Annotated in this window: 15 protein-coding genes and 1 riboswitch; of the genes, 6 read left to right on the top strand and 9 right to left on the bottom strand. The window is 71.2% G+C overall.

Annotated elements, in window-relative coordinates; genetic code table 11:
* Window positions 1-22: 22 nt before the first annotated feature.
* Window positions 23-1,765 (top strand): N-6 DNA methylase, encoded by a 1,743-nt coding sequence (locus OG959_RS02970; RefSeq protein WP_326656398.1) that lies wholly within the window; start codon window positions 23-25, stop codon window positions 1,763-1,765.
* Between the two features lie 388 nt (window positions 1,766-2,153).
* Here OG959_RS02970 and OG959_RS02965 read toward each other — a convergent pair whose 3' ends face one another.
* The 4 genes from OG959_RS02965 to OG959_RS02950 form a co-directional block, all read right to left on the bottom strand.
* The gene (locus tag OG959_RS02965) at window positions 2,154-2,789 is read right to left on the bottom strand and encodes a class F sortase (protein WP_326656397.1); all 636 of its coding nucleotides are present in this window, start codon (window positions 2,787-2,789) and stop codon (window positions 2,154-2,156) included.
* A 97-nt stretch (window positions 2,790-2,886) separates the two neighbouring features.
* Complete coding sequence (locus OG959_RS02960; protein ID WP_326656396.1) at window positions 2,887-3,324, bottom strand: sortase-dependent protein; 438 nt, start codon at window positions 3,322-3,324, stop codon at window positions 2,887-2,889.
* Between the two features lie 124 nt (window positions 3,325-3,448).
* Window positions 3,449-5,527 (bottom strand): ATP-binding protein, encoded by a 2,079-nt coding sequence (locus tag OG959_RS02955; RefSeq protein WP_442805529.1) that lies wholly within the window; start codon window positions 5,525-5,527, stop codon window positions 3,449-3,451.
* On the bottom strand, window positions 5,514-6,248 hold the full coding sequence (locus tag OG959_RS02950) for a response regulator transcription factor (RefSeq protein WP_326656395.1): 735 nt from the start codon (window positions 6,246-6,248) through the stop codon (window positions 5,514-5,516). The genes OG959_RS02955 and OG959_RS02950 overlap by 14 nt, the downstream gene beginning before the upstream one ends.
* Before the next feature lie 136 nt (window positions 6,249-6,384).
* On the opposite strand from OG959_RS02950, the gene OG959_RS02945 reads away from it, so the two are divergent.
* Complete coding sequence (locus OG959_RS02945) at window positions 6,385-7,206, top strand: maleylpyruvate isomerase family mycothiol-dependent enzyme (RefSeq protein ID WP_326656394.1); 822 nt, start codon at window positions 6,385-6,387, stop codon at window positions 7,204-7,206.
* Between the two features lie 31 nt (window positions 7,207-7,237).
* On the opposite strand, the gene OG959_RS02940 is transcribed toward OG959_RS02945, so the two are convergent.
* Together OG959_RS02940 and OG959_RS02935 are read right to left on the bottom strand one after the other, a co-directional pair.
* Entirely contained in the window at window positions 7,238-9,025 is a 1,788-nt protein-coding gene (locus OG959_RS02940) for an AAA family ATPase (protein WP_326656393.1), read from the bottom strand.
* Between the two features lie 214 nt (window positions 9,026-9,239).
* Window positions 9,240-9,719 carry a hypothetical protein gene (locus tag OG959_RS02935; RefSeq protein ID WP_326656392.1) on the bottom strand — a complete coding sequence of 160 codons (480 nt, stop codon included), beginning with the start codon at window positions 9,717-9,719 and terminating at the stop codon, window positions 9,240-9,242.
* Window positions 9,720-10,003: 284 nt separating this feature from the next.
* On the opposite strand from OG959_RS02935, the gene OG959_RS02930 reads away from it, so the two are divergent.
* Window positions 10,004-10,603 (top strand): hypothetical protein, encoded by a 600-nt coding sequence (locus tag OG959_RS02930; protein ID WP_326656391.1) that lies wholly within the window; start codon window positions 10,004-10,006, stop codon window positions 10,601-10,603.
* 43 nt (window positions 10,604-10,646) lie between these two features.
* On the opposite strand, the gene OG959_RS02925 is transcribed toward OG959_RS02930, so the two are convergent.
* Together OG959_RS02925 and OG959_RS02920 are read right to left on the bottom strand one after the other, a co-directional pair.
* On the bottom strand, window positions 10,647-11,393 hold the full coding sequence (locus OG959_RS02925) for a helix-turn-helix transcriptional regulator (protein ID WP_326656390.1): 747 nt from the start codon (window positions 11,391-11,393) through the stop codon (window positions 10,647-10,649).
* 16 nt (window positions 11,394-11,409) lie between these two features.
* Window positions 11,410-12,339 carry an alpha/beta hydrolase gene (locus OG959_RS02920; protein WP_326656389.1) on the bottom strand — a complete coding sequence of 310 codons (930 nt, stop codon included), beginning with the start codon at window positions 12,337-12,339 and terminating at the stop codon, window positions 11,410-11,412.
* A 442-nt stretch (window positions 12,340-12,781) separates the two neighbouring features.
* Between OG959_RS02920 and OG959_RS02915 the strand changes: the two genes are divergently transcribed.
* Window positions 12,782-13,474 (top strand): hypothetical protein, encoded by a 693-nt coding sequence (locus tag OG959_RS02915; RefSeq protein ID WP_326656388.1) that lies wholly within the window; start codon window positions 12,782-12,784, stop codon window positions 13,472-13,474.
* Between the two features lie 124 nt (window positions 13,475-13,598).
* On the opposite strand, the gene OG959_RS02910 is transcribed toward OG959_RS02915, so the two are convergent.
* Complete coding sequence (locus OG959_RS02910; RefSeq protein WP_326656387.1) at window positions 13,599-14,834, bottom strand: helix-hairpin-helix domain-containing protein; 1,236 nt, start codon at window positions 14,832-14,834, stop codon at window positions 13,599-13,601.
* Window positions 14,835-15,103: 269 nt separating this feature from the next.
* Here OG959_RS02910 and OG959_RS02905 point away from each other — a divergent pair, with 269 nt between their 5' ends.
* Both OG959_RS02905 and OG959_RS02900 read left to right on the top strand, forming a co-directional pair.
* Window positions 15,104-17,170 (top strand): phosphocholine-specific phospholipase C, encoded by a 2,067-nt coding sequence (locus tag OG959_RS02905; protein ID WP_326656386.1) that lies wholly within the window; start codon window positions 15,104-15,106, stop codon window positions 17,168-17,170.
* Between the two features lie 112 nt (window positions 17,171-17,282).
* Window positions 17,283-17,392, top strand: a riboswitch (SAM riboswitch).
* A gap of 46 nt (window positions 17,393-17,438) precedes the next feature.
* A complete protein-coding gene (locus OG959_RS02900) occupies window positions 17,439-17,888 on the top strand; it encodes a hypothetical protein (protein ID WP_326656385.1) in 450 nt (149 codons plus the stop codon).
* Window positions 17,889-17,935: the final 47 nt, after the last annotated feature.

Genomic DNA, 17,935 nt, shown 5'->3' with positions numbered 1-17,935 from the left:
GGTGCCGTGTACGGTGGCGCCTATGCCGGACACCGTCAAACCCAGCCCGGATCAGCCTGCCGGGGCTTCGGCGGCGCTTGTCACCGGTGCCGAGATCGCCCGCCTCGCCGGCGTGACTCGCGCAGCCGTCTCCAACTGGCGTCGCCGCTACGAGGACTTTCCTCCAGCCGTCGGCGGTAGCGCCTCCAGCCCCCTCTTCGTGTGGGACGCGGTCCAGAAGTGGCTCGACGGCCGCGACAAGAGCCAGGAAGTCTCCCTCGAAGTCCAGACCTGGCAAGCGCTGCGCGCCGCGTACGGTGACGCCACCGGCGCGGCTGTCGCGGCTGCCGTGGAGCACCTTGCCGGTGACGCGGCACGCGTGGCTGCCGAGACAGTCACTGAACCGGTTGGCCCGCCTCTGCGTGAACCGGCCGGTGTCTCCCTCCGGAATCTGCTGGACCGGCTCGCCGAAGACGCCGGGTCGGCGGTGGCTGTCGAAGCACTCGTGGCCAGGCTGACCGACTCCGCCCGTCGCTCCGGCTCCGACCTCGTCACGTCACCGCGGATCGTTCGAGCTGTTACGCACTTCGCCCCCGACTTGCGCCGCGGACAGACCGTCTTCGATCCCGCTTGCGGTATCGGGACCCTTCTTTTCGGACTCCGCCCTGCCCGCGGTCTCATCCGCGTCGGCCAGGACGCCGATGAGGACTGTGTCCGTATCGCACGCGTGCGCTCCGCGCTCACCGGCCGCGAAGACATCCGCATCGCACACGGCGACGCACTGCGTGCAGACAGCTTTCCCGGTCTTGCGGCTGACCTGGTCGTCTGTGACCCGCCGGCCGCCGTCACCGACTGGGGTCGCGAAGAGCTCCTGCTGGACCCTCGATGGGAGTTCGGGACTCCCTCCCGCGCAGAGGGCGAGCTCGCCTGGTTGCAGCATGCATACGCGCACACCGCTCACGGCGGCCACCTGCTTGTGGTCATGCCTGCCTCCGTCGCCTATCGCAAGGCAGGCCGGCGTATCCGCGCTGAACTGGTCCGTCGTGGCGTCATCCGCAAGATTGTCGCCCTGCCCGGCGGCGTTGCCTCCTCGCACGCCCTCCCGGTGCACCTATGGCTCCTGCGCCGCCCCGATGACACGGACGCGAGACCGGGCACCGTGACGATGGTCGACCTCACCTCCAACGACCCCGACGGCACCCTTGTCCCGGAGGACGCCCAGACCGCCGAGGTTCCCCTCATCGATCTTCTCGATGACGATGTCGACCTCACCCCCGCGCTGCACATGCCCGTGATCCGGCGCGACATGGTCGCCGAATACGAGAGGGCTCGCGCCGAACTCACCGCGGCGCTCGCGGCTCTCGAATCGCTGCTTCCCGTTCTGCGCGCGGGCGACGGCACCGATCTGTGGGACGGTGCCACCGTCAGCGTCGCCGACCTGGCCCGCGCAGGCCTCGTGGACATCGGCGCGGGAGTTGTCCGGGCCACTGGGGACCAGATCGACCCCGACTACCTGGATGGCTTCCTCAGCTCCGGTCCCCATGTCCGACGCTCCACATCCCAGAGCGGCACCTACCGTCCCGACCCCAAGAGCGCTCGTATCCCGCAGCGTGAACCCGTTGTGCAGCGCCGCTACGGCTCCGTCTTCCGAGCGCTCAGAGAAGTGGAAGCCCAGACGTCGCGCCTCACCGAAACAGCGCGCCGCATGGCGCAGGTCGCCAGGGAAGGGCTGGGCAGCGGCGCGCTGGAGCCCGGTGAAGTGCAACCGCCCGACCGCAGCAACTGACGCCTGTCGCACGGGTGAGGAGTCTCCCGGCGGGAGCTCCGGCCCGGAGACCGCAGATGTGTGTGGGAGTCGGTTCCGGGCTCGAGGGTCAGAGTGCGGCGCAGCTTCGCGGATCATGCTGTCAGTAGCCGACGAGCCAAGTGCCTGCTTGGTCGGATCAGACAGGGCAGAGGCTCGTCCGCGGGCAGAGCGGCGGACTCCGACGCAACTGCCGACGGTCGTCGGTTCGCCCGGCCGCGGGTGCACCCCGCATGGCGGTGGGGGTGGGTGGCGCCGACTGCGGGAGCAACGCGGAGATGTCAGCGGGCCAGGGCAGTGTCGTCCGAGACATGCGGTGCAGGCTGGCGTACGCCGTTGGCAGGGCGCGCGTCGGCCGTCCTGATACCTGTCACTTCCTCGTGGCGTACACGATCAGGTTGTCGACGGGATGCCCCTGCGCGTCGAACGCGCCGTCACAGGTGACCAGGCGCAGGGCCCGGTCGTCGGTCGGTCCGTAGACCCGGCTGGTCGGGAACGCGGTCTTGCTCGCCGTCTCGTGGCCGGTGACCTCGAAGTGGACTTCGGCGCCCTTCGCGTCCCGGACGGTGATGTCCGCCCCCTTGGTGATCTTCTTCAGGTCGTGGAAGACGGCCCGGCCGAAGCGGGTGTCGTTGTGGCCGATGAGCACGGCGGGCCCCTGTTCGCCGGGCACCGGGCCGCCGGTGTACCAGCCGACCGTCATGCCCTTCTCGGCGGGCGGCACTTCGACCGTGCCATCGGTGTTCAGGCCGAGGCGCATGATGTCGCTGTCCACTCCGAGGGAGGGGATGGAGACGTGAACCGGCGCCTGGACAGCGGGCTTTGCCGGACTTCCGGTCGCGGCCTGGGCTCCGGCGTCAGGGGTGACGGCCGTGGAGGTCGTCGGCGCGGCGGCGGCCGGAGACTTCGACGGTGAGGCGTCGGAGCAGCCGGTCAGGGCGGTGAGTGCCGTCAGCGCGGTGAGCACCAGACAGGCGCGGACCAGGGACGGGGTGGTACGGGACATGGGGGAGAGGGCTCCTGATTCGGTCGGGCGACGACGGCAGTGGCGCCGCCCGGGTGAAGGGCGGCGCCACTGCGGTCTGTTCGGCTGCGGGGCGTGGTCAGCCGTTGCTGCGGCCGGCGTGGCGGCGGCGCAGAACGATCGTTCCGGCGCCGCCGATCAGCAGGGCGGCCACGGCGGACCCCATGACGGTGGCGGTGTTGTCGCCCGACGCACCGGACGGTTCCTCACCAGCGGCGACTCCGCCCCGGGGGGCGACGGACGGGGCCTCCGAAGGCACGGCCGTCGGTGCGGCCGGGGCCGGTGTGGGCTTGTCGCCCGCGGCCACGCCACCCCGCGGCAGCACGGACGGGGTGGCGGCGGAAGGTGCCCGGGTCGGGGCGGCGGAGGGCTCGGAACTCGGCGACGCGGGCACGACCGACGGCGTGGCCGTGGGCTTGGCTGAGGAGTCGGCGAACGCCGAGGTGGCGGGCACACAGACCGCGCCGACCGCGACAGCGGTGAGGACGGCGGTACGCAGAGACGTACGCAGGGGCATGAACATGGCTCCGTTCCAGGTCGGCCTCGACGGCGCCGCGGTGCGGGGCGCACCGCGGCGCGAGGCGTGCCGACAGGCTGGCGCGAAGTTATGAAGAAGCTGTCAGGACGCTGTGGTCATCGCATCAGGGCTGCCCGGGACCGTCCGCGGATCCGGCCACGGGGGCGTCCTTCGATCGGTCGGCCGGAAGGCGCAGGGTGAACACCGAGCCCTCACCCGGAACGCTGGCCGCCGTCGCCGTCCCGCCGTGAGCCTCCGTCAGTTTCCGTACGATCGCCAGCCCGAGCCCGCTGCCGCCCGTGCGACGGCTGCGGGACTTCTCACCGCGCCAGAAGCGGTCGAAGACATGGACGAGGTCCTCGGCGGGGATGCCGGTGCCCGTGTCCGACACGTCGACGAGGACCGCGTCGCCCGACGCGGAGCCGTACGCGCGCAGTGTCACCCGACCGCCGGCCGGGGTGTGGCGCACCGCGTTCGACACCAGGTTGCCGATGGCCTGGCGGAGCCGGACCGGATCGGCCGTCAGTCCAGGCACGGGGCGGTCCGGGGGTGACGGCGGCACGGTGAGGGTCACCCCGGCCGTCTCGGCGCGGGCCTGGTGCGCGGCGGCGACCTGGCCCAGCAGTTCCTCGATCCGTACCGGCTCCGCGTGCAGCCGCAGGGCGCCCGCGTCGGCCTGGGCGAGGTCCTGGAGGTCGTCGATGATGTGCTGCAACTGCACGGCCTCCTCGTGCAGGGAGGCGATGAACGCCGGGTCCGGATCGGCCACCCCGTCCTGCGCCGCCTCCAGCCACCCGCGGATGTTGCTGAGCGGGGTGCGCAGTTCATGGGCGACGTCGCTCACCATGGCCCTGCGCTGGGATTCCAGCCGTGCGCGGTGGGCGGACATGTCGTTGAACGTGGCGGCGAGCCGCCCGATCTCGTTGTCCGCGGCGACCCGTACCGGTGCGGTGTCCTCCCCGTCACGCATCCGCTGGGCGGCGCCTGTCAGGGCGCGCAGGGGCCGGACGAGCCGGGCGCCGACGAGTACCGAGGCGCCGACGGTGAGGGCCAGGACGAGGGCGGCCGCGCCGGCGATCCTGGCGGTGTTCGCCGGGGAGAGGTCGAAACCGGGGACGGTGGTGCCGCCGGTGTCGCTGATGAAGAGCAGGGCGGGCGAGGCCACGTACGAGCTGAGCTGTTCCCGGCGCGCGGTGCCCACGCAGGAGGCGATGGCCCGGTCGTCCTCGCCGGTGCCGACGGCGGGTGCGGGGGCGGGGCTCGGCATGACGCTGGGTGTCTCGGTCGGCGGGGCGATCGGCGCGGCTCCCGGTTCGGTGCCGGGGGCGGTGCGGGGCGCCTCGGTCGGCGGCATCGTGGGGACCGCCGTGGGTACGGGTTCCGCGCTCTGCCCCCAGGAGAGGTCGAGTTTCAGGTGGACGCCGCTGCGGTCCTGGCGCTTCAGACAGGCGTCGGCCAGCTGGTTGAGGGCCTTCAGTGCCCGTTTCTCCGTAGCCGTCGGGGCGTCGAGGGCTTCGGTGGTGCAGCGGGTTCCCTGTATCCGTTCCGGGTCGTTGCCCACCACCTGGATCACCGGGCGTCCGCTCTCGGTCCGGACGACGTCCGAGGCGATCCCGGCCTCGCTGAGGCAGGCCACGCCCCGGTCCGCGATCTGCCGCAACGCCGTACGTTCCGCGGCCGGCAGCCGGAACGGCCCGACCGCGCGCGGATCGACCCGGTCCGCCGGGGTGCCGGCCGGGCCCGCGTTCTCGGCGGCCAGCGCGGTGTCCACCGACAGCGGGTCCACGATCGCCGACGCCTGGGCGGGCAGTGCCGCGGCCTTCTCCGGGGCGGCCGAGTCGGCGAGCGGCGTGCGCTGTTCGGTGGTCAGCGCGATCCGCCGGCCGGACTGCTCGGCCAGGTCGCGCACGGTCTCGTCGACACCGTCCCAGGTGGGATGAGCCGCCGCGTAGCCGAGCAGGCTGTGGTAGATCCGGGCGTCGGCGGTGAGGTTCTGCCCCTGCTCCTTCAGGATCGCGCCGGACGTCGTCTGAACGGCGAGCCAGGCCGTGGCGGCGACCGAACACGCCGCCACCAGCGCCGATACGGCCAGCAGCCGGGCGAAGAGGCTCTTGCGCAACGGCAGCCGCGCCCGCGACGCCCCGGACTCCGGCGCCGCTCCGCCCGTTCCGCGCCGGGCGCGAACCTCGTTACGACGACGCACGTGCCGCGGCCTTCGCCGGGTCGGTCAGCTTGTAGCCGACACCGAAGACGGTGAGGAGCCGGGTGGGCCGGCGCGGCGCGGGCTCGATCTTCTTCCGCAGGTTCATGACGTGAACATCGACCGTGCGGTCGCTGATGTACCGGTCGAAGCCGTGCAGCTCGGCGAGCAGTTGCTGGCGGGTGAAGACCCGCTCGGGCTCGGCCGCCAGGGCGGCGAGGATCCTGAACTCACCCGGAGTGCATTCCACCGCCTCGCCGCCGACCGACACCACGTGCCGGGTGGGATCGACCACGAGGGTCCCGACCGTCAGGACGGCCGCGTCCACCGGAGCGCTCTCGCCGGCGTCCGACGCGCGCCGGCTGCGGCGCAGGAGCGTGCGGACCCGGGCCATCAGTTCGCGCGGGCTGTACGGCTTGGTCACGTAGTCGTCCGCACCGAGGTCGAGGCCGAGCAGCAGATCGTCCTCCGTGGAGCGGGCCGTCAGCATCAGCACCGGCAGCTCCCGGAGCTCGGCGCGCAGGACGCGTACCACGTCCAGACCGTCGGCACGAGGCATCATCACATCGAGGACCAGCAGGTCCGGTTCCCGGTGCCGGACCGCGTCGAGGGCCGCGAGGCCGTCGCCGACGACGGTGACGGCATGCCCCTCCCGTTCCAGGTAGCGGCGGAGAAGCTCCGCCTGTTTCGCGTCGTCCTCGGCGATGATCACATGTGCGCACACGCGTCCGATCGTAGAGGGGTTCGAACGGCGGGCGTCGACCTCTTGCCGGGAGGCCCGGCGAGCTGCTCTTGTGTACCCGCAGGTAACCGGAGTGGACGGCGGACGCGCGGGCGGCGTCCGGAAGGACGGTGGCGCAGTGGAGCCGAAGGCGGGACAGGAAGTGCGCGGAGTGCTGCCCGAGGGACTGGCCGGCGCGATACGCACGACGGCCCAGGAGATCGCGGAGCTGTTGCGCACCGCTCCCGACATCGGCGCTCCCGTACCGGGGCTGACGTGGACGGTGGGCGAGGTCGCCGCCCACCTCGCGCAGGCCAACGCGCTGATGGCCGACGTGGCGGCCGGACACCCGCGGTCCCACGGCGACGGCAGCCCGCAGACCATCGCCGCGGCCAACGAGGAGGCGCTCGCGGCCTTCGGTGAGCGCGCGGCGGAACCCCTGGCGGCGATGATCGTGGCACAGGCGGCCGCCTGCCTGGACGCGGTGACCGGACATCCCGCGGACGAGACGCTGATGACACCGATGGGGCCGATGAACCGCGCGGTCCTCGGCTCGTACCTCCTGACGCACATGCTGGGCCACGGCTACGACCTGGCCCGTGCGCTGAAGCGCCCGCACATGGTCGACGCCGCCCGGGTCCGTCTGGCGCTCCCGTTCATGGTCAGGGCCATGCCGCGGGTGACCGAAGCCACCACCACGGCAGGGCTGAACGTCCGCTACGCGGTACGGCTCTGGGGCGGCGGCCGTTTCGGCGTGACGTTCACCGACGGCACGGCGGCCGTGGGCCACGAGCTGCCGGACCGTCCGGACTGCACGATCTCCATCGAGCCGGTCACGTTCCTGCTGATGGCGCTCGGCCGCAGCTCGCCGGTGGGTGCCATGGCCCGGGGACGCGTCTTCGCATGGGGCCGCAAGCCGTGGCTCGGGCCCCGGTTCCCGGCGTACTTCACGGCGCCCTGAGGACGCACGGGCAGGCTGGCAGGCGCGCGGACTACGACCCGCTGTTCCCGTGCGACTCCATGAGCTCCTGGTGTGCGGCCACCACGTCCTCGGTGAGCACGGTCACCATCTCCGCACGGGTCGGCGTGCTGTCGGCATGCGTGGCGTACAGCCGTAGATCCCGTTGCGCGGAGGCCTTCTGGCACAGCTCCCGCGCGAAGCGGGCGTTGCCCACCGTGTCGGCCATCCCGCCGTCCACGATCGCCGAGCAGAACGTCCCGAGGACCTCGACCGCCCCTTCATCCGGTTCGTCGCCCTGGGAGGCCAGGACGGCGCGGGCGATGAGGACCAGCTCCTGCGCGGAGTAGGACGGGAAGTCGACACGCGTGGTGAAGCGGGACACGAGCCCGGGGTTGGCGGCGAGCAGGCCCGCCATCTCCTCGCGGTATCCGGCGAGCACGACCACGAGCCGGTCGCGGTCGTCCTCGGCCCGCTTCAGGAGCACCTGCAACGCCTCGTCACCGAACGCGTCGCCGCCGCTGTACCCGCTGTTGGACAGGGCGTACGCCTCGTCGATGAACAGCACCCCGTTCAGCGCCGAGTCGATGACCTTGCTGGTCTTGATGGCCGTGGACCCGAGGTGCTGCCCGACCAGGTCGACGCGCTGGGCCTCGATGACGTGCCCCGAACTCAGCAGCCCGAGCCCGGCGAAGACCTTGCCGATGATGCGGGCGACCGTCGTCTTGCCCGTGCCGGGCGGCCCCGCGAAGACGAAGTGCCGGGGCCGTGCCCCGCCGGGAAGTCCCTGCTCCTCACGGAGCGCGGCCATGCGCAACTGGGCGATCAGCGTGAGTACCTGGCGCTTCACGGGCTCCAGGCCGATCATGCCGTCGAGCGACTTCTGCGCCTCGGCGAGCAGCCGGGCCCGCGCCTCGGCGTCGGGCTGCGCGCTGTCCGTGCCCCCGGGAGGAGTCGGGCCCCCGTCCGGTGCGGGGGCCGGGGCCGGGACGGTGGGCGTGGGCGCGGCGGGCTGCGCCGGCCTCGGCGGAACGAGGTCGGCGGCCCTGGGGGCCGGAGAGGCGGCCGGAGCCGGCCGGGCCCGGGCGCGGACATCCACGTCGAAGAGTCCCGGCGCACAACGGAAGGCGTACTGATACCGCTTGAGCGCCTCCTCCTGCCGCCCCAGCTCCTCCAGCGAACGCCCCATGAAGTACTTGGTCTCGGCGTCGAACCTGCTGCCCGTCTCCAGCTTCCGCGGCAGCGGCGCCAGCACGTTCAGCGCCTCGTGGTGGACGCCCTGGGCGAACAGCGCCGCACCGACGTACAACTGCGCCTCGTCGTAGAGGAACGCGTCACCGATACCGGTCGCGAACCTCAGCACGAGGGCCCAGTCCTCCTTGACGAACGCGTATCGGGTGCAGACGAACCGGGTCTCGTCACAGTCGAGTTGGGCGGTCGAGAGCCCTGTCCACGCCTCGTCGACGCGCTTCTTGTCCAGCAGCGACGACATGGCCGCCAGCCACAGGTCGCGGGAGTTCTCCAGACGGAAGGTGACGTAGTGGCCGATCTGGAACGTGGACCGCAGCGGCAGCCCGTACTTCGTCCGCAACGCGCCGAAGCTCCCCGAACTCCGGAGCATGGCATCCAGCGACTCCTCCTGCCGCTGACCGGTCGCGTGCAGCCCCAGCCACGCGTCGGCGGCAGAGGGATCGTGGGTCGCGGCGACTGCGAACTGCGCGCCGGCGCCCGCGGTGTCCCCGCGCTGCATCAGGGCCATCGCCTGGCTCCACGCCTGCTCGGCCTTCCTGACCGAACCCCGGCTCGCCGCTGGACCCTGCACGTGCTTCTCCCCTCGACGGGCGCTCGGCCCGCTCCGGCGGCCGACGGGGCCCACCCTGATGACCTGGAACGCTGGTCAGGATAGCCAACCTTCACGCACCACACGCCATGTGCCGACGTGCGCAAGTGCTGTGCGCGGGGCGGCCGGGATGCCGCCCGGCCCGGGGACACGCGGGCCGACGGAGCCGCACGACCACGGATCACAGGCACCGTGCTCAGGCAGCCATGGCCACGGACGCCTTGCCGAACGAGGCCTTCCGCGTCCTGCCCGCCGCGCGCTCCCCGAAGACGACGACCCGCAGCAACGCGAACCGCCCGGCGCCGGCGATGGCCGACGCGGAAAGGTAGACGCTCTGCTGAACCAGCGCCGAAGGCTCGGACCGGACCGCGTACAGGCAGAACAGGGCCCCGGTCGTGAAGGCGTAACTCACCGCCACGGTCAGGCCCGACTGAAGGTGGACGCGCCACCCCCGGCACTCACTGCGGAACGAGACCCGGCTGTGCAGTTCGGTCGCGATCACGGTGGACACGATGGTGACGAGAGCGTTGGCGAGGACCAGCGGCATCCGGTCGTGGAGGAGGACCAGAACACCACTGGAGGCAACCCCGACCCCGCCACCGCAGATCACAAAGCGCACGAAGGCACCCAGAGCCGGGTGAAGCGAGCGCGTCGGCTGGAGCGAAGGGGCGGTCACGAGGGGGCCTCCGAAGGCTGTGTGAAGCGGTGCGCCTATTCCACTCCAGAACCTACGGACCCGGCGTCGTCCGTACGAACCGGTTTCCCCCCGACCTTCCTGGGGGTTATCCCCCAGGGGAGGGCGGTGGCGGGCCCCCGACGGGGCCGAAGGCTGCTGGTGCGGGGATGATCCGGCTTCTGCCCGCTGTTGTCCGTTGGGCAGGAGACGGTCGTTCCCTCAGCCCGCAACCGCGAACGTCCGCGACGGAACGCCCTGTCGTCGAGCAACCGTATTCTTCCGCCATGACAGTGCGACCCGAAATCGCTTTCGAACTCGAACCGTATTCCACCAAGGAGGAGGAGGGGCGGGCCGGCACCGCAGGCGCCTTCGGTGAGATCGCTGTGGCGTCGCCGCGCGGGAAATGGCGGGACAAACCCGTGGACAACTCCACCGAGATCCGGGTTCGCGGTGAGAAGTTGCCCGAGGTCCTGTATCGCGCGGTCGGCAGGCCCCGCCCCGGCCTCAAGGACGCACGCCTGCTCATCGACGGCGTACCCGTTGAGCTCGCCTTCAACGAGCGTGCCTTCCGGAACAGCGCGCGCGCACTGCAGTTGACCTTTCAGGGGCGCGCGTACGCGTACACGGTGACCGGTGCCGAGAAAGGATCGGTTCTGCGACGCACCGGGATGGAGATCAGCATCATCCGTGGTGAGGGCAGAGGCAGGAAGGGGCGCAGCAGCGTCGGGACCATCGCGGGAGAGGCGGACGGCATCGACCTCGCGCTGGCTGTCATCTTCGAAGAGGTCGACACCTTCGCCCTGACGTCGGGCGGAGCGGCGATCGCGGCATTCAACTGGGTCGTCACGCCCCGAACGACCGACTCGAGTGTGGGGACGGAGTAGCGAAGCAAGAAGGGGCCCACAGGTCAGAGTCCCCATCCCCCAGTCATCCGTGGCGAGGGCGAGGGCGGGGCGGGGGCGAGGCCGTGAGGGAAGCCAGCGCGGCGGGCCGCACCGCGCCGGCGGCGGCCGAGCCGAGGAGCAGTTCGGCCAGGTCATGGGGCTGAGCCTGCTCCGTGGTCGGAGTCGCCCCTGTGATCCGGTCCAGCCTGAAGCCCCGGCCGGCCCGTCGCATGCGGCACCAGGCGATGAGGTACCACCGGCCGTCGGCGGTGAGCAGCCCGGCCGGTTCCACCACGCGGTCGCTTTCGAGGCCCCCCGCGTCGACGTAGGACAGCCGCAGAACCGTGCCTGTGGTGAGGGCTCGTTCCACCTGGGCGCGGACCGTCGTGTCGGCCGGCGAGGGCAGCGCAACGATCCGTGCGGCGAGTTCCTGTGCCGCCGCGGACACGGGAGCGGTCATCGAGGCCGCGATCTTCTGGGCTGCTGTGCGGGCCGCACCGGCGTAGGGAGCGGAGACGTCGGCTGCGGCGAGCGCCACCGTCAGGGCCGACGCCTCATCGGCGGTGAACCGGACCGGGGGCAGGGTCATCGCCGGGTCGATCGACCAGCCCCCGCCCCGCCCGGAGGCAGTGCGCACCGGGACACCGGTCTCCATCAGTGCCTGAAGGTCGCGCTGCACCGTGCGCGTGCTCACCTCGAATCGCGCGGCGAGCACCGGGACCGTCACCGGCCGCGGCGCCGCCGCGCGCAACTCCTCCACCAGCGCATAGAGCCGAGCAGTGCGGTTCACGTGGCCGACGCTACCGTCACGCCGTGGCCAGGAAGTCCCGCTCACGCCGCAGTTCCCGTTCGGTGATGGTCAGCGGGAACAGGGTGAAGCCGTGCATGGCGCCGGCGACGACACCGAGGTGCACCGGCGCACCTGCCGCCCGCCACCGTTGGGCCAGGAACAGCGAGTCGTCACGCAACGGATCCTCGGCGCCCACGACGATCCGGGCGGGCGGCAGTCCGGTCAGATCGGCGAACAGGGGCGAGACCTCGGGATCGCGGCGTTCCTCCGCCCGCATCGCCGGTGTGAACCGCTCATAACTCCGCTGCAGCGTCTCGGTGTTGCTGAGCAGCCGCCTGGATCCGAACAACCGCTGGCTCGGCGTCATCGACAGGTCGTAGGGCCCGAAGAGCAGATTCGCCGCGCGGAACGCGCCGGTAAGGCCATACCGGTCGCGAAGGCGCAGCAGCGTGACGACGCTCAGATGGGCGCCGGCCGATTCGCCGCCGATCAGCAGCCGTCGCGTGCCGAACTCGGCAGCTGCACGGTCCACCAGCCAGCGGGCCGCGGTCTCGCAGTCGTCGGGGCCGGCGGGGAACGGGTGTTCCGGCGCGAGGCGGTATTCCACGCTGACCACGGCCAGCCGCGTCTGCTCGGCCAGTCGCCACAGCTTCTCGTCCTGCCCGTCCGCGGAGCCGAATGCCCAGCCGCCCCCGTGGAGGTGCAGGTACACGCCGTCGACGTGGTCGGGCACGAACGCCCGGACCTTCACCCCGCCCGCGATGACGCGGTCCTGGCCCTGCGGCAGTCTGACGGGAGGCGTGTCGCCACCGAGCCGGTTGCGCCTCAGAGCGGCCGGCAGGGGCGCGTCGGGCGTCTCTTCGTGAGCCGGGCGATGTGCGGCAGCGGCGAAACGGTCGTTGAACTTCAAGGTCTCGGCGAGGCAGTCCTCGTCTGTGATCGTCATGCTGTGGACGGTCGCAGCTGTCCGCGACAACGTCCTGTCACCCTTTGGCGGTGAGGTGGGTCACACACCCTCATGACGCGGGTCGCGACGGCTCCGGTGCTGATGAGTCGGAGTTCGGCGGGAGGGAGCGTGGCGTGGGCACTGTCGCGTGTCGCGAACGGCCCACACCGTCCTGCCCGGCCCGTCCGTGCACGGGTACCCGCCCCAGCGGTCCGCGAGGGCGGACGCGAGGGGCAGCTCGCGGCCGCCTTCCCCTTCTCCGAACGGGTCGTCCGACGGCTGGGTGAGGGCCGGGACACGTTCGCCGCGGGTGTCGGCACGAACCCGGCGTGGAGCGCCGTGTGCCGGAACCGACAGCCTCCTCCCGAGGAGCGGGTAGGCTGCCCGGCCCGATGCCCGCCCTGGTCAGGACCTGTCTGTGGCAGCGTCTATTCTCCCTCCCATGCGATCTCACAGATTCGTCACCGGCATGACCGCCGTGACTGCCGTGGCCCTGCTCACCGCGGGCTGCGGTTCCGACGGCACCGCCGGTGGCGATGGAGCGAAGGCTGCTGCGAAGGCTCTGCCCGTGGCCATCACCGGTCCGCAGACCGACGTGTACATGCGGGACAGCGGTGACAAACTCAGGGTCACCCCGCTCCCCGGGGCCGACGCTCCCCTGGAGCGGAAGGTGGAGCACGCGCTGCGCGAGGACGTGCTCAGCATGGCCAAGGTCCCCGGGAAGACCAGTGCCAAGTGTGCCGGCGGGGTGACCAAGAAGGCCGGTGCGGTCAGCCAGTGCGTGGTGACGTACGAGGGGGCCGAGATCCCCTACGAGGTCAAGATCGGCGACAGCTACACCTCGGGCAGCAGCATCATCTCGTACAGCAAGGAGCCCAAGAAGGGCCTGCTGGTCGGCAAGCTGGTCTACCAGCTGATCAACGAGCAGTACGGTTCCGAGTCGGGGCGCACGGACGCCAGCAAGGTCGCCTGCGACAAGCTGCCTGCCGCGAAGGCATTCGCGTACGGCGCTGATACCGGATACACGTGCCAGTACTGGGGCAAGTACGCGGACGAAGGCGAGCCGGGCTACCGGACGCTGCAGATCAAGCTCGCGACCCAAGGTTCGGGCTACGGCTTCAACGAGCTCGACTGACCCGTTTGTGGCCGGCGAGCCGACGGCCACAAACGTCTTCCTGTGCCGCCGCGCTCGGCGTGGCACTTCTCGGTCGGCTCCGACCACTACGACCCTCACGCGGCGCTACTGGACCTCCCCGGCTCTACGGGCTGAGGCGCTCGTCGATCCGGGGAGCGACGCCGCCCGTGACCTCTGCCAGCAGACGGTAGTAGTCCCCGGAGCGGGACTCGAAGTCCACCCAGGCCGACAGCCCGGTCCGGTCGCCGTCCGGGGCCCGCAGCAGGTCGGCCGAGGCCTGACCGAACTGTCGGTCGGCGGTGGTCTGTTCCGCCTGGTCGAGCAGACGGCGCAACTCGTCCACCGCGGCCCGGGTCCGTCTGCGTTGTTCCGGGCCGGTTCGCAGCATCTGGGCGTGTCCGGAAGCGGCGGAGGCGTCGGGCAGCAGGAGTGCCAGCCGGGTGGACAGGCACTGGGCGCTCTCCGCAGCCCTGCGAGCCCCCGGCCCGGCTTCCAGCAGCACGTGCAGAGCCGTGATCAGCGCTGTGGTCCGCGGCGTGGGACGGTCCGGCGCGATCCGCACCAGCACGTCCTTGCTCGTCTCCACGGCCGTGCGCTGCGCGGCGGCGACCGCTCGCTCGGCCGTGCGCCGCCCGACTCCGGGGAGCTGTCCCAGCGTCCAGACGCCGGTGTCGAGCACGTCCCGCACGGACCGGATGCCGGCCCTCTCCCACTCCTTCGTACTGAACCGGCGCTTGTCGTCGTGGCGGAGTCGTGACGCCGGGACCCGGGACAGTTCCCTGTCGAGCTGTTCCTGGTGCAGGGGTGTCCACGCTTCGCGGACCGCGGTCACCGCCCTTGCGTAGTCCTCGGCCACCAGGCCGGCCGCATGACTCAGCCGACCGGCCCGGCGGATGAGATCCCGCTCGACGCCTCGCATACGGATCAATGCGCGGATGTTCCCCCCGACGAGGCCGGAGACCGTGAGGAACAGCCCGAGTATCACGAGTGTGTCGGAGAGTTCGAGCTGCTCGGTGACCGCCTCGTCGTCCTGGCCCAGCGCGTAGAGCTCGCCCTTGGCCTCGCCTTCGGTGACGACGAAGCCGGTGTCCTGGCCGGGGGCCGACTCCGGGTCGTAGTACGGCCCCTTGCGGCTCGGTTCACGGTCGGGATCGCACTGGTACGGGTCCTCGTGCTGCTCCTCGTCGAAGGGGTTCCTCCAGCGGACCGTGCAGGCCCCGTCCGGTGCCTCGTGGAGCACGGTCAGGTCGACCTGCCGGAGCTCGGGCATGTCCGGTACGGCCATGAAGACGGCCGCCGAGCATCCGATCAGCACCATGCCCAGCGTCAATACCCAGCGGAAGAAGGGCACGTGTCTCACTCGGGGTCCCTCGCGTTCTGTCGGCAGCGCGTGCTGCCCGCGTAGCGTGCGGGGGGTGGCGCCGAACCGGCAAGAACACCTGTCGGCAGTTCTGGGGGCGCGGGTCTGCCTGGTTCCGGCAAGTGGCCGTCCGCCCCGTCCCGTCGGCGAATGTTCCGCCGACCGCCACCGCATGCACACCGCACGCGTCTTCCGCAGGGCCACCCGATTCTGGGACACTCCAGTCGCTTTCGTCGCCATATCCCCTCACCCCACAGAGGCCCCCACCCATGGCAGAACTGAACCGTCGACGCCTCCTGCAACTCGCCGGAGGGACAGCCGCCTATACGGCCTTGTCGAGCAGCATCGCCCGCGCCGCCTCCCTTCCCGCGAAGGGGCGTACGGGCAGCGTGCAGGACGTCGAGCACATTGTTGTCCTGATGCAGGAGAACCGTTCCTTCGACCACTACTTCGGCACCATGAACGGCGTGCGCGGCTTCGGTGATCCGCGGCCCGTCACGCTCCCCAGCGGAAAGCCGGTCTGGCACCAGAAGGATCTCCTCGGCAAGGAGGTGCTGCCGTTCAGGCCGCCCGCCGACGAGCTCGGGATGCAGTTCCTCCGGGACCTGAACCATGACTGGGCCGGCGGGCACCGGGCGTTCAACAAGGGTGCGTACGACCAATGGGTGCCGGCCAAGACCGCGACGACCATGGCTCACCTCACACGTGAGGACATACCGTTCCACTACGCCCTCGCCGACGCGTTCACCGTCTGCGACGCGTACCACTGCTCGTTCATCGGGAGCACCGACCCCAACCGCTACTACCTGTGGAGCGGGTACACGGGGAACGACGGTTCCGGAGGCGGCCCCGTGCTCGGCAACGACGAGGCAGGATACGGCTGGACCACCTACCCCGAGCGGCTGGAGCAGGCCGGGGTGTCGTGGAAGGTCTACCAGGACATCGGTGACGGGCTGGACGCCGCCGGGTCCTGGGGGTGGATCGACGACGCCTACCGGGGGACGTACGGTGACAACTCGCTGCTGTACTTCAACGGTTACCGCAACGCCGAGCCCGGGGATCCTCTCCACGACAAGGCCCGCACCGGTACCGACATCAAGAACGGTGGCGGGCTCCTCGACGACCTGAAGGCCGACGTCCGGGCCGGGACGCTGCCGAAGGTCTCCTGGATCGTCTCGCCCGAGGCCTACAGCGAGCATCCCAACTGGCCTGCCAACTACGGTGCCTGGTACATCTCCCAGGTACTGGACGCGCTGACCGCCGACCCCGAGGTCTGGGGCCGGACCGCCCTCTTCATCACCTACGACGAGAACGACGGCTTCTTCGATCACGTCGTGCCGCCCTTCGTGCCCTCGGGGCCCGCGCAGGGGCTGTCCACCGTGGACACCACCGCCGACTACTTCCCCGGCGACATCCGGTACGCCGCCGGTCCCTACGGGCTCGGTCAGCGGGTGCCCATGCTCGTCGTCTCCCCTTGGAGCACCGGCGGGTTCGCGTGCTCCGAGGTCTTCGACCACACCTCCGTCATCCGGTTCATGGAACAGCGCTTCGGTGTGCACGAGCCCAACATCTCGCCCTGGCGGCGCGCTGTCTGCGGAGATCTCACCTCTGCCTTCGACTTCCGTAGTGCGGACGCCTCGGACGTCCCGCTGCCGTCGACCGACGCCTACGAACCTCCGGACCGCCTCCGGCACCCCGACTACGTCCCCGCCCCGCCCGCCACCGGCAGCGTGCCCAAGCAGGAGAAGGGCGCACGGCCCACCCGGCCGCTGCGTTACGCGCCCTTCGTCGACGGTGCCGCCGATACGGCCACCGGTAAGTACCGCCTCACCTTCAGCGGCGGCGCCGCCGCAGGGGCGCAGTTCCTGGTGACCTCCGCCAACCGCACCGACGGGCCGTGGACGTACACCACCGAAGCCGGCAAGTCCCTGGCGGACAGCTGGAACACGGCCTACTCCAAGGGAGTGACCGACCTCACCGTCCATGGCCCCAACGGTTTCCTGCGCACCTTCCGGGCCGGGGGGAACGTGACGGGACCCGAGGTGACGGCTCGTCATGTCACGTCCGGTGGGGGGCTTGAGCTCACCTTCGTCAACGGCGGCTCCGCTGCCGTCCGTCTGACCGTGCGCAGCGCCGCCGGGTACGGGGGCGGCGTGCAGACCGTCGAGGTCCGTGCGGGCGCCACTGTCAAGCAGGTGCTTGACCTGCGGGGGAGCAAGAACTGGTACGACGTCACCGTCGTGTCCGACGTGGAACCCACGTTCCTGCGGCGCTTCGCCGGACACGTCGAGACCGGTCAGGCCGGTACGAGCGACCCGGGTCTCGTCACCGGGTGACCGGCAGCGCCTGGAGAGGTGGTCGGGGGCGGGCGGTGTCCGTCGGGCGGGCGCCCGCCGGCCCCTGACCACCCGTCGGGCGGTTGGTTTGCGTGCGTTAGCATCTTGTACGGGTCATGAGTTCCAGTGCACAGCCCCGGCTTGCTGGACGGCACCCCGCTCCGCTGCGGGTGCTCCGGGTGACGACCTGCCCCGTGCGAAGGGCACGGGGAACAGCGGACCACGGTGCAGGCGCTCGGGGTCCTTGTCCCGGAAGGCGAACCCCACCATGCTGCGTCATCTCACCCAGAACGACTCCGTGCGGAGCGACGAGTGCTCGCGCTACGCCGCGGGCCACCGCGTGCACTGGATCCACGCGAAGAAGTGCCGCCAGGAGCCGGGGCAGGCCGTCGAGATCCTGCTCACCTCCGGTGATGTCCGCGACGACGGGTGGGTCGAACTGCGGGCCGCCTTCGACTACGCGGGTGCCCTCCCCGTCGTGTGGACGCACGCTCCCGCCGCGCTGCGGGACACCCTCGCCGGTCACCGCGGGCGGGTGTACTGGCTGGCGCGCTGGCATGCGCTGAAGCTCGAGTACGGCGATGGTGAGGGTTCAGTAGCCGCGGGTGCGGCAGCGGGGGGTGCCGCTGGGCTGGTCAACGTCGGGTACGAGGGCGGGGAGCTGTGCGAGGCCGGGGCCGACGGTGACCGTGCCGGGGGCCGTGCGTTCCTGGCTTAGGCCCGCTCCGTCGTGATGCGCGTCGGCCCGAGCGGTACATCGCGATG

This window comes from Streptomyces sp. NBC_00385, assembly GCF_035917155.1.
GTDB classification, from domain to species: Bacteria; Actinomycetota; Actinomycetes; order Streptomycetales; family Streptomycetaceae; genus Streptomyces; species Streptomyces poriferorum.
This window is presented reverse-complemented; position numbering and strand designations above follow the sequence as displayed.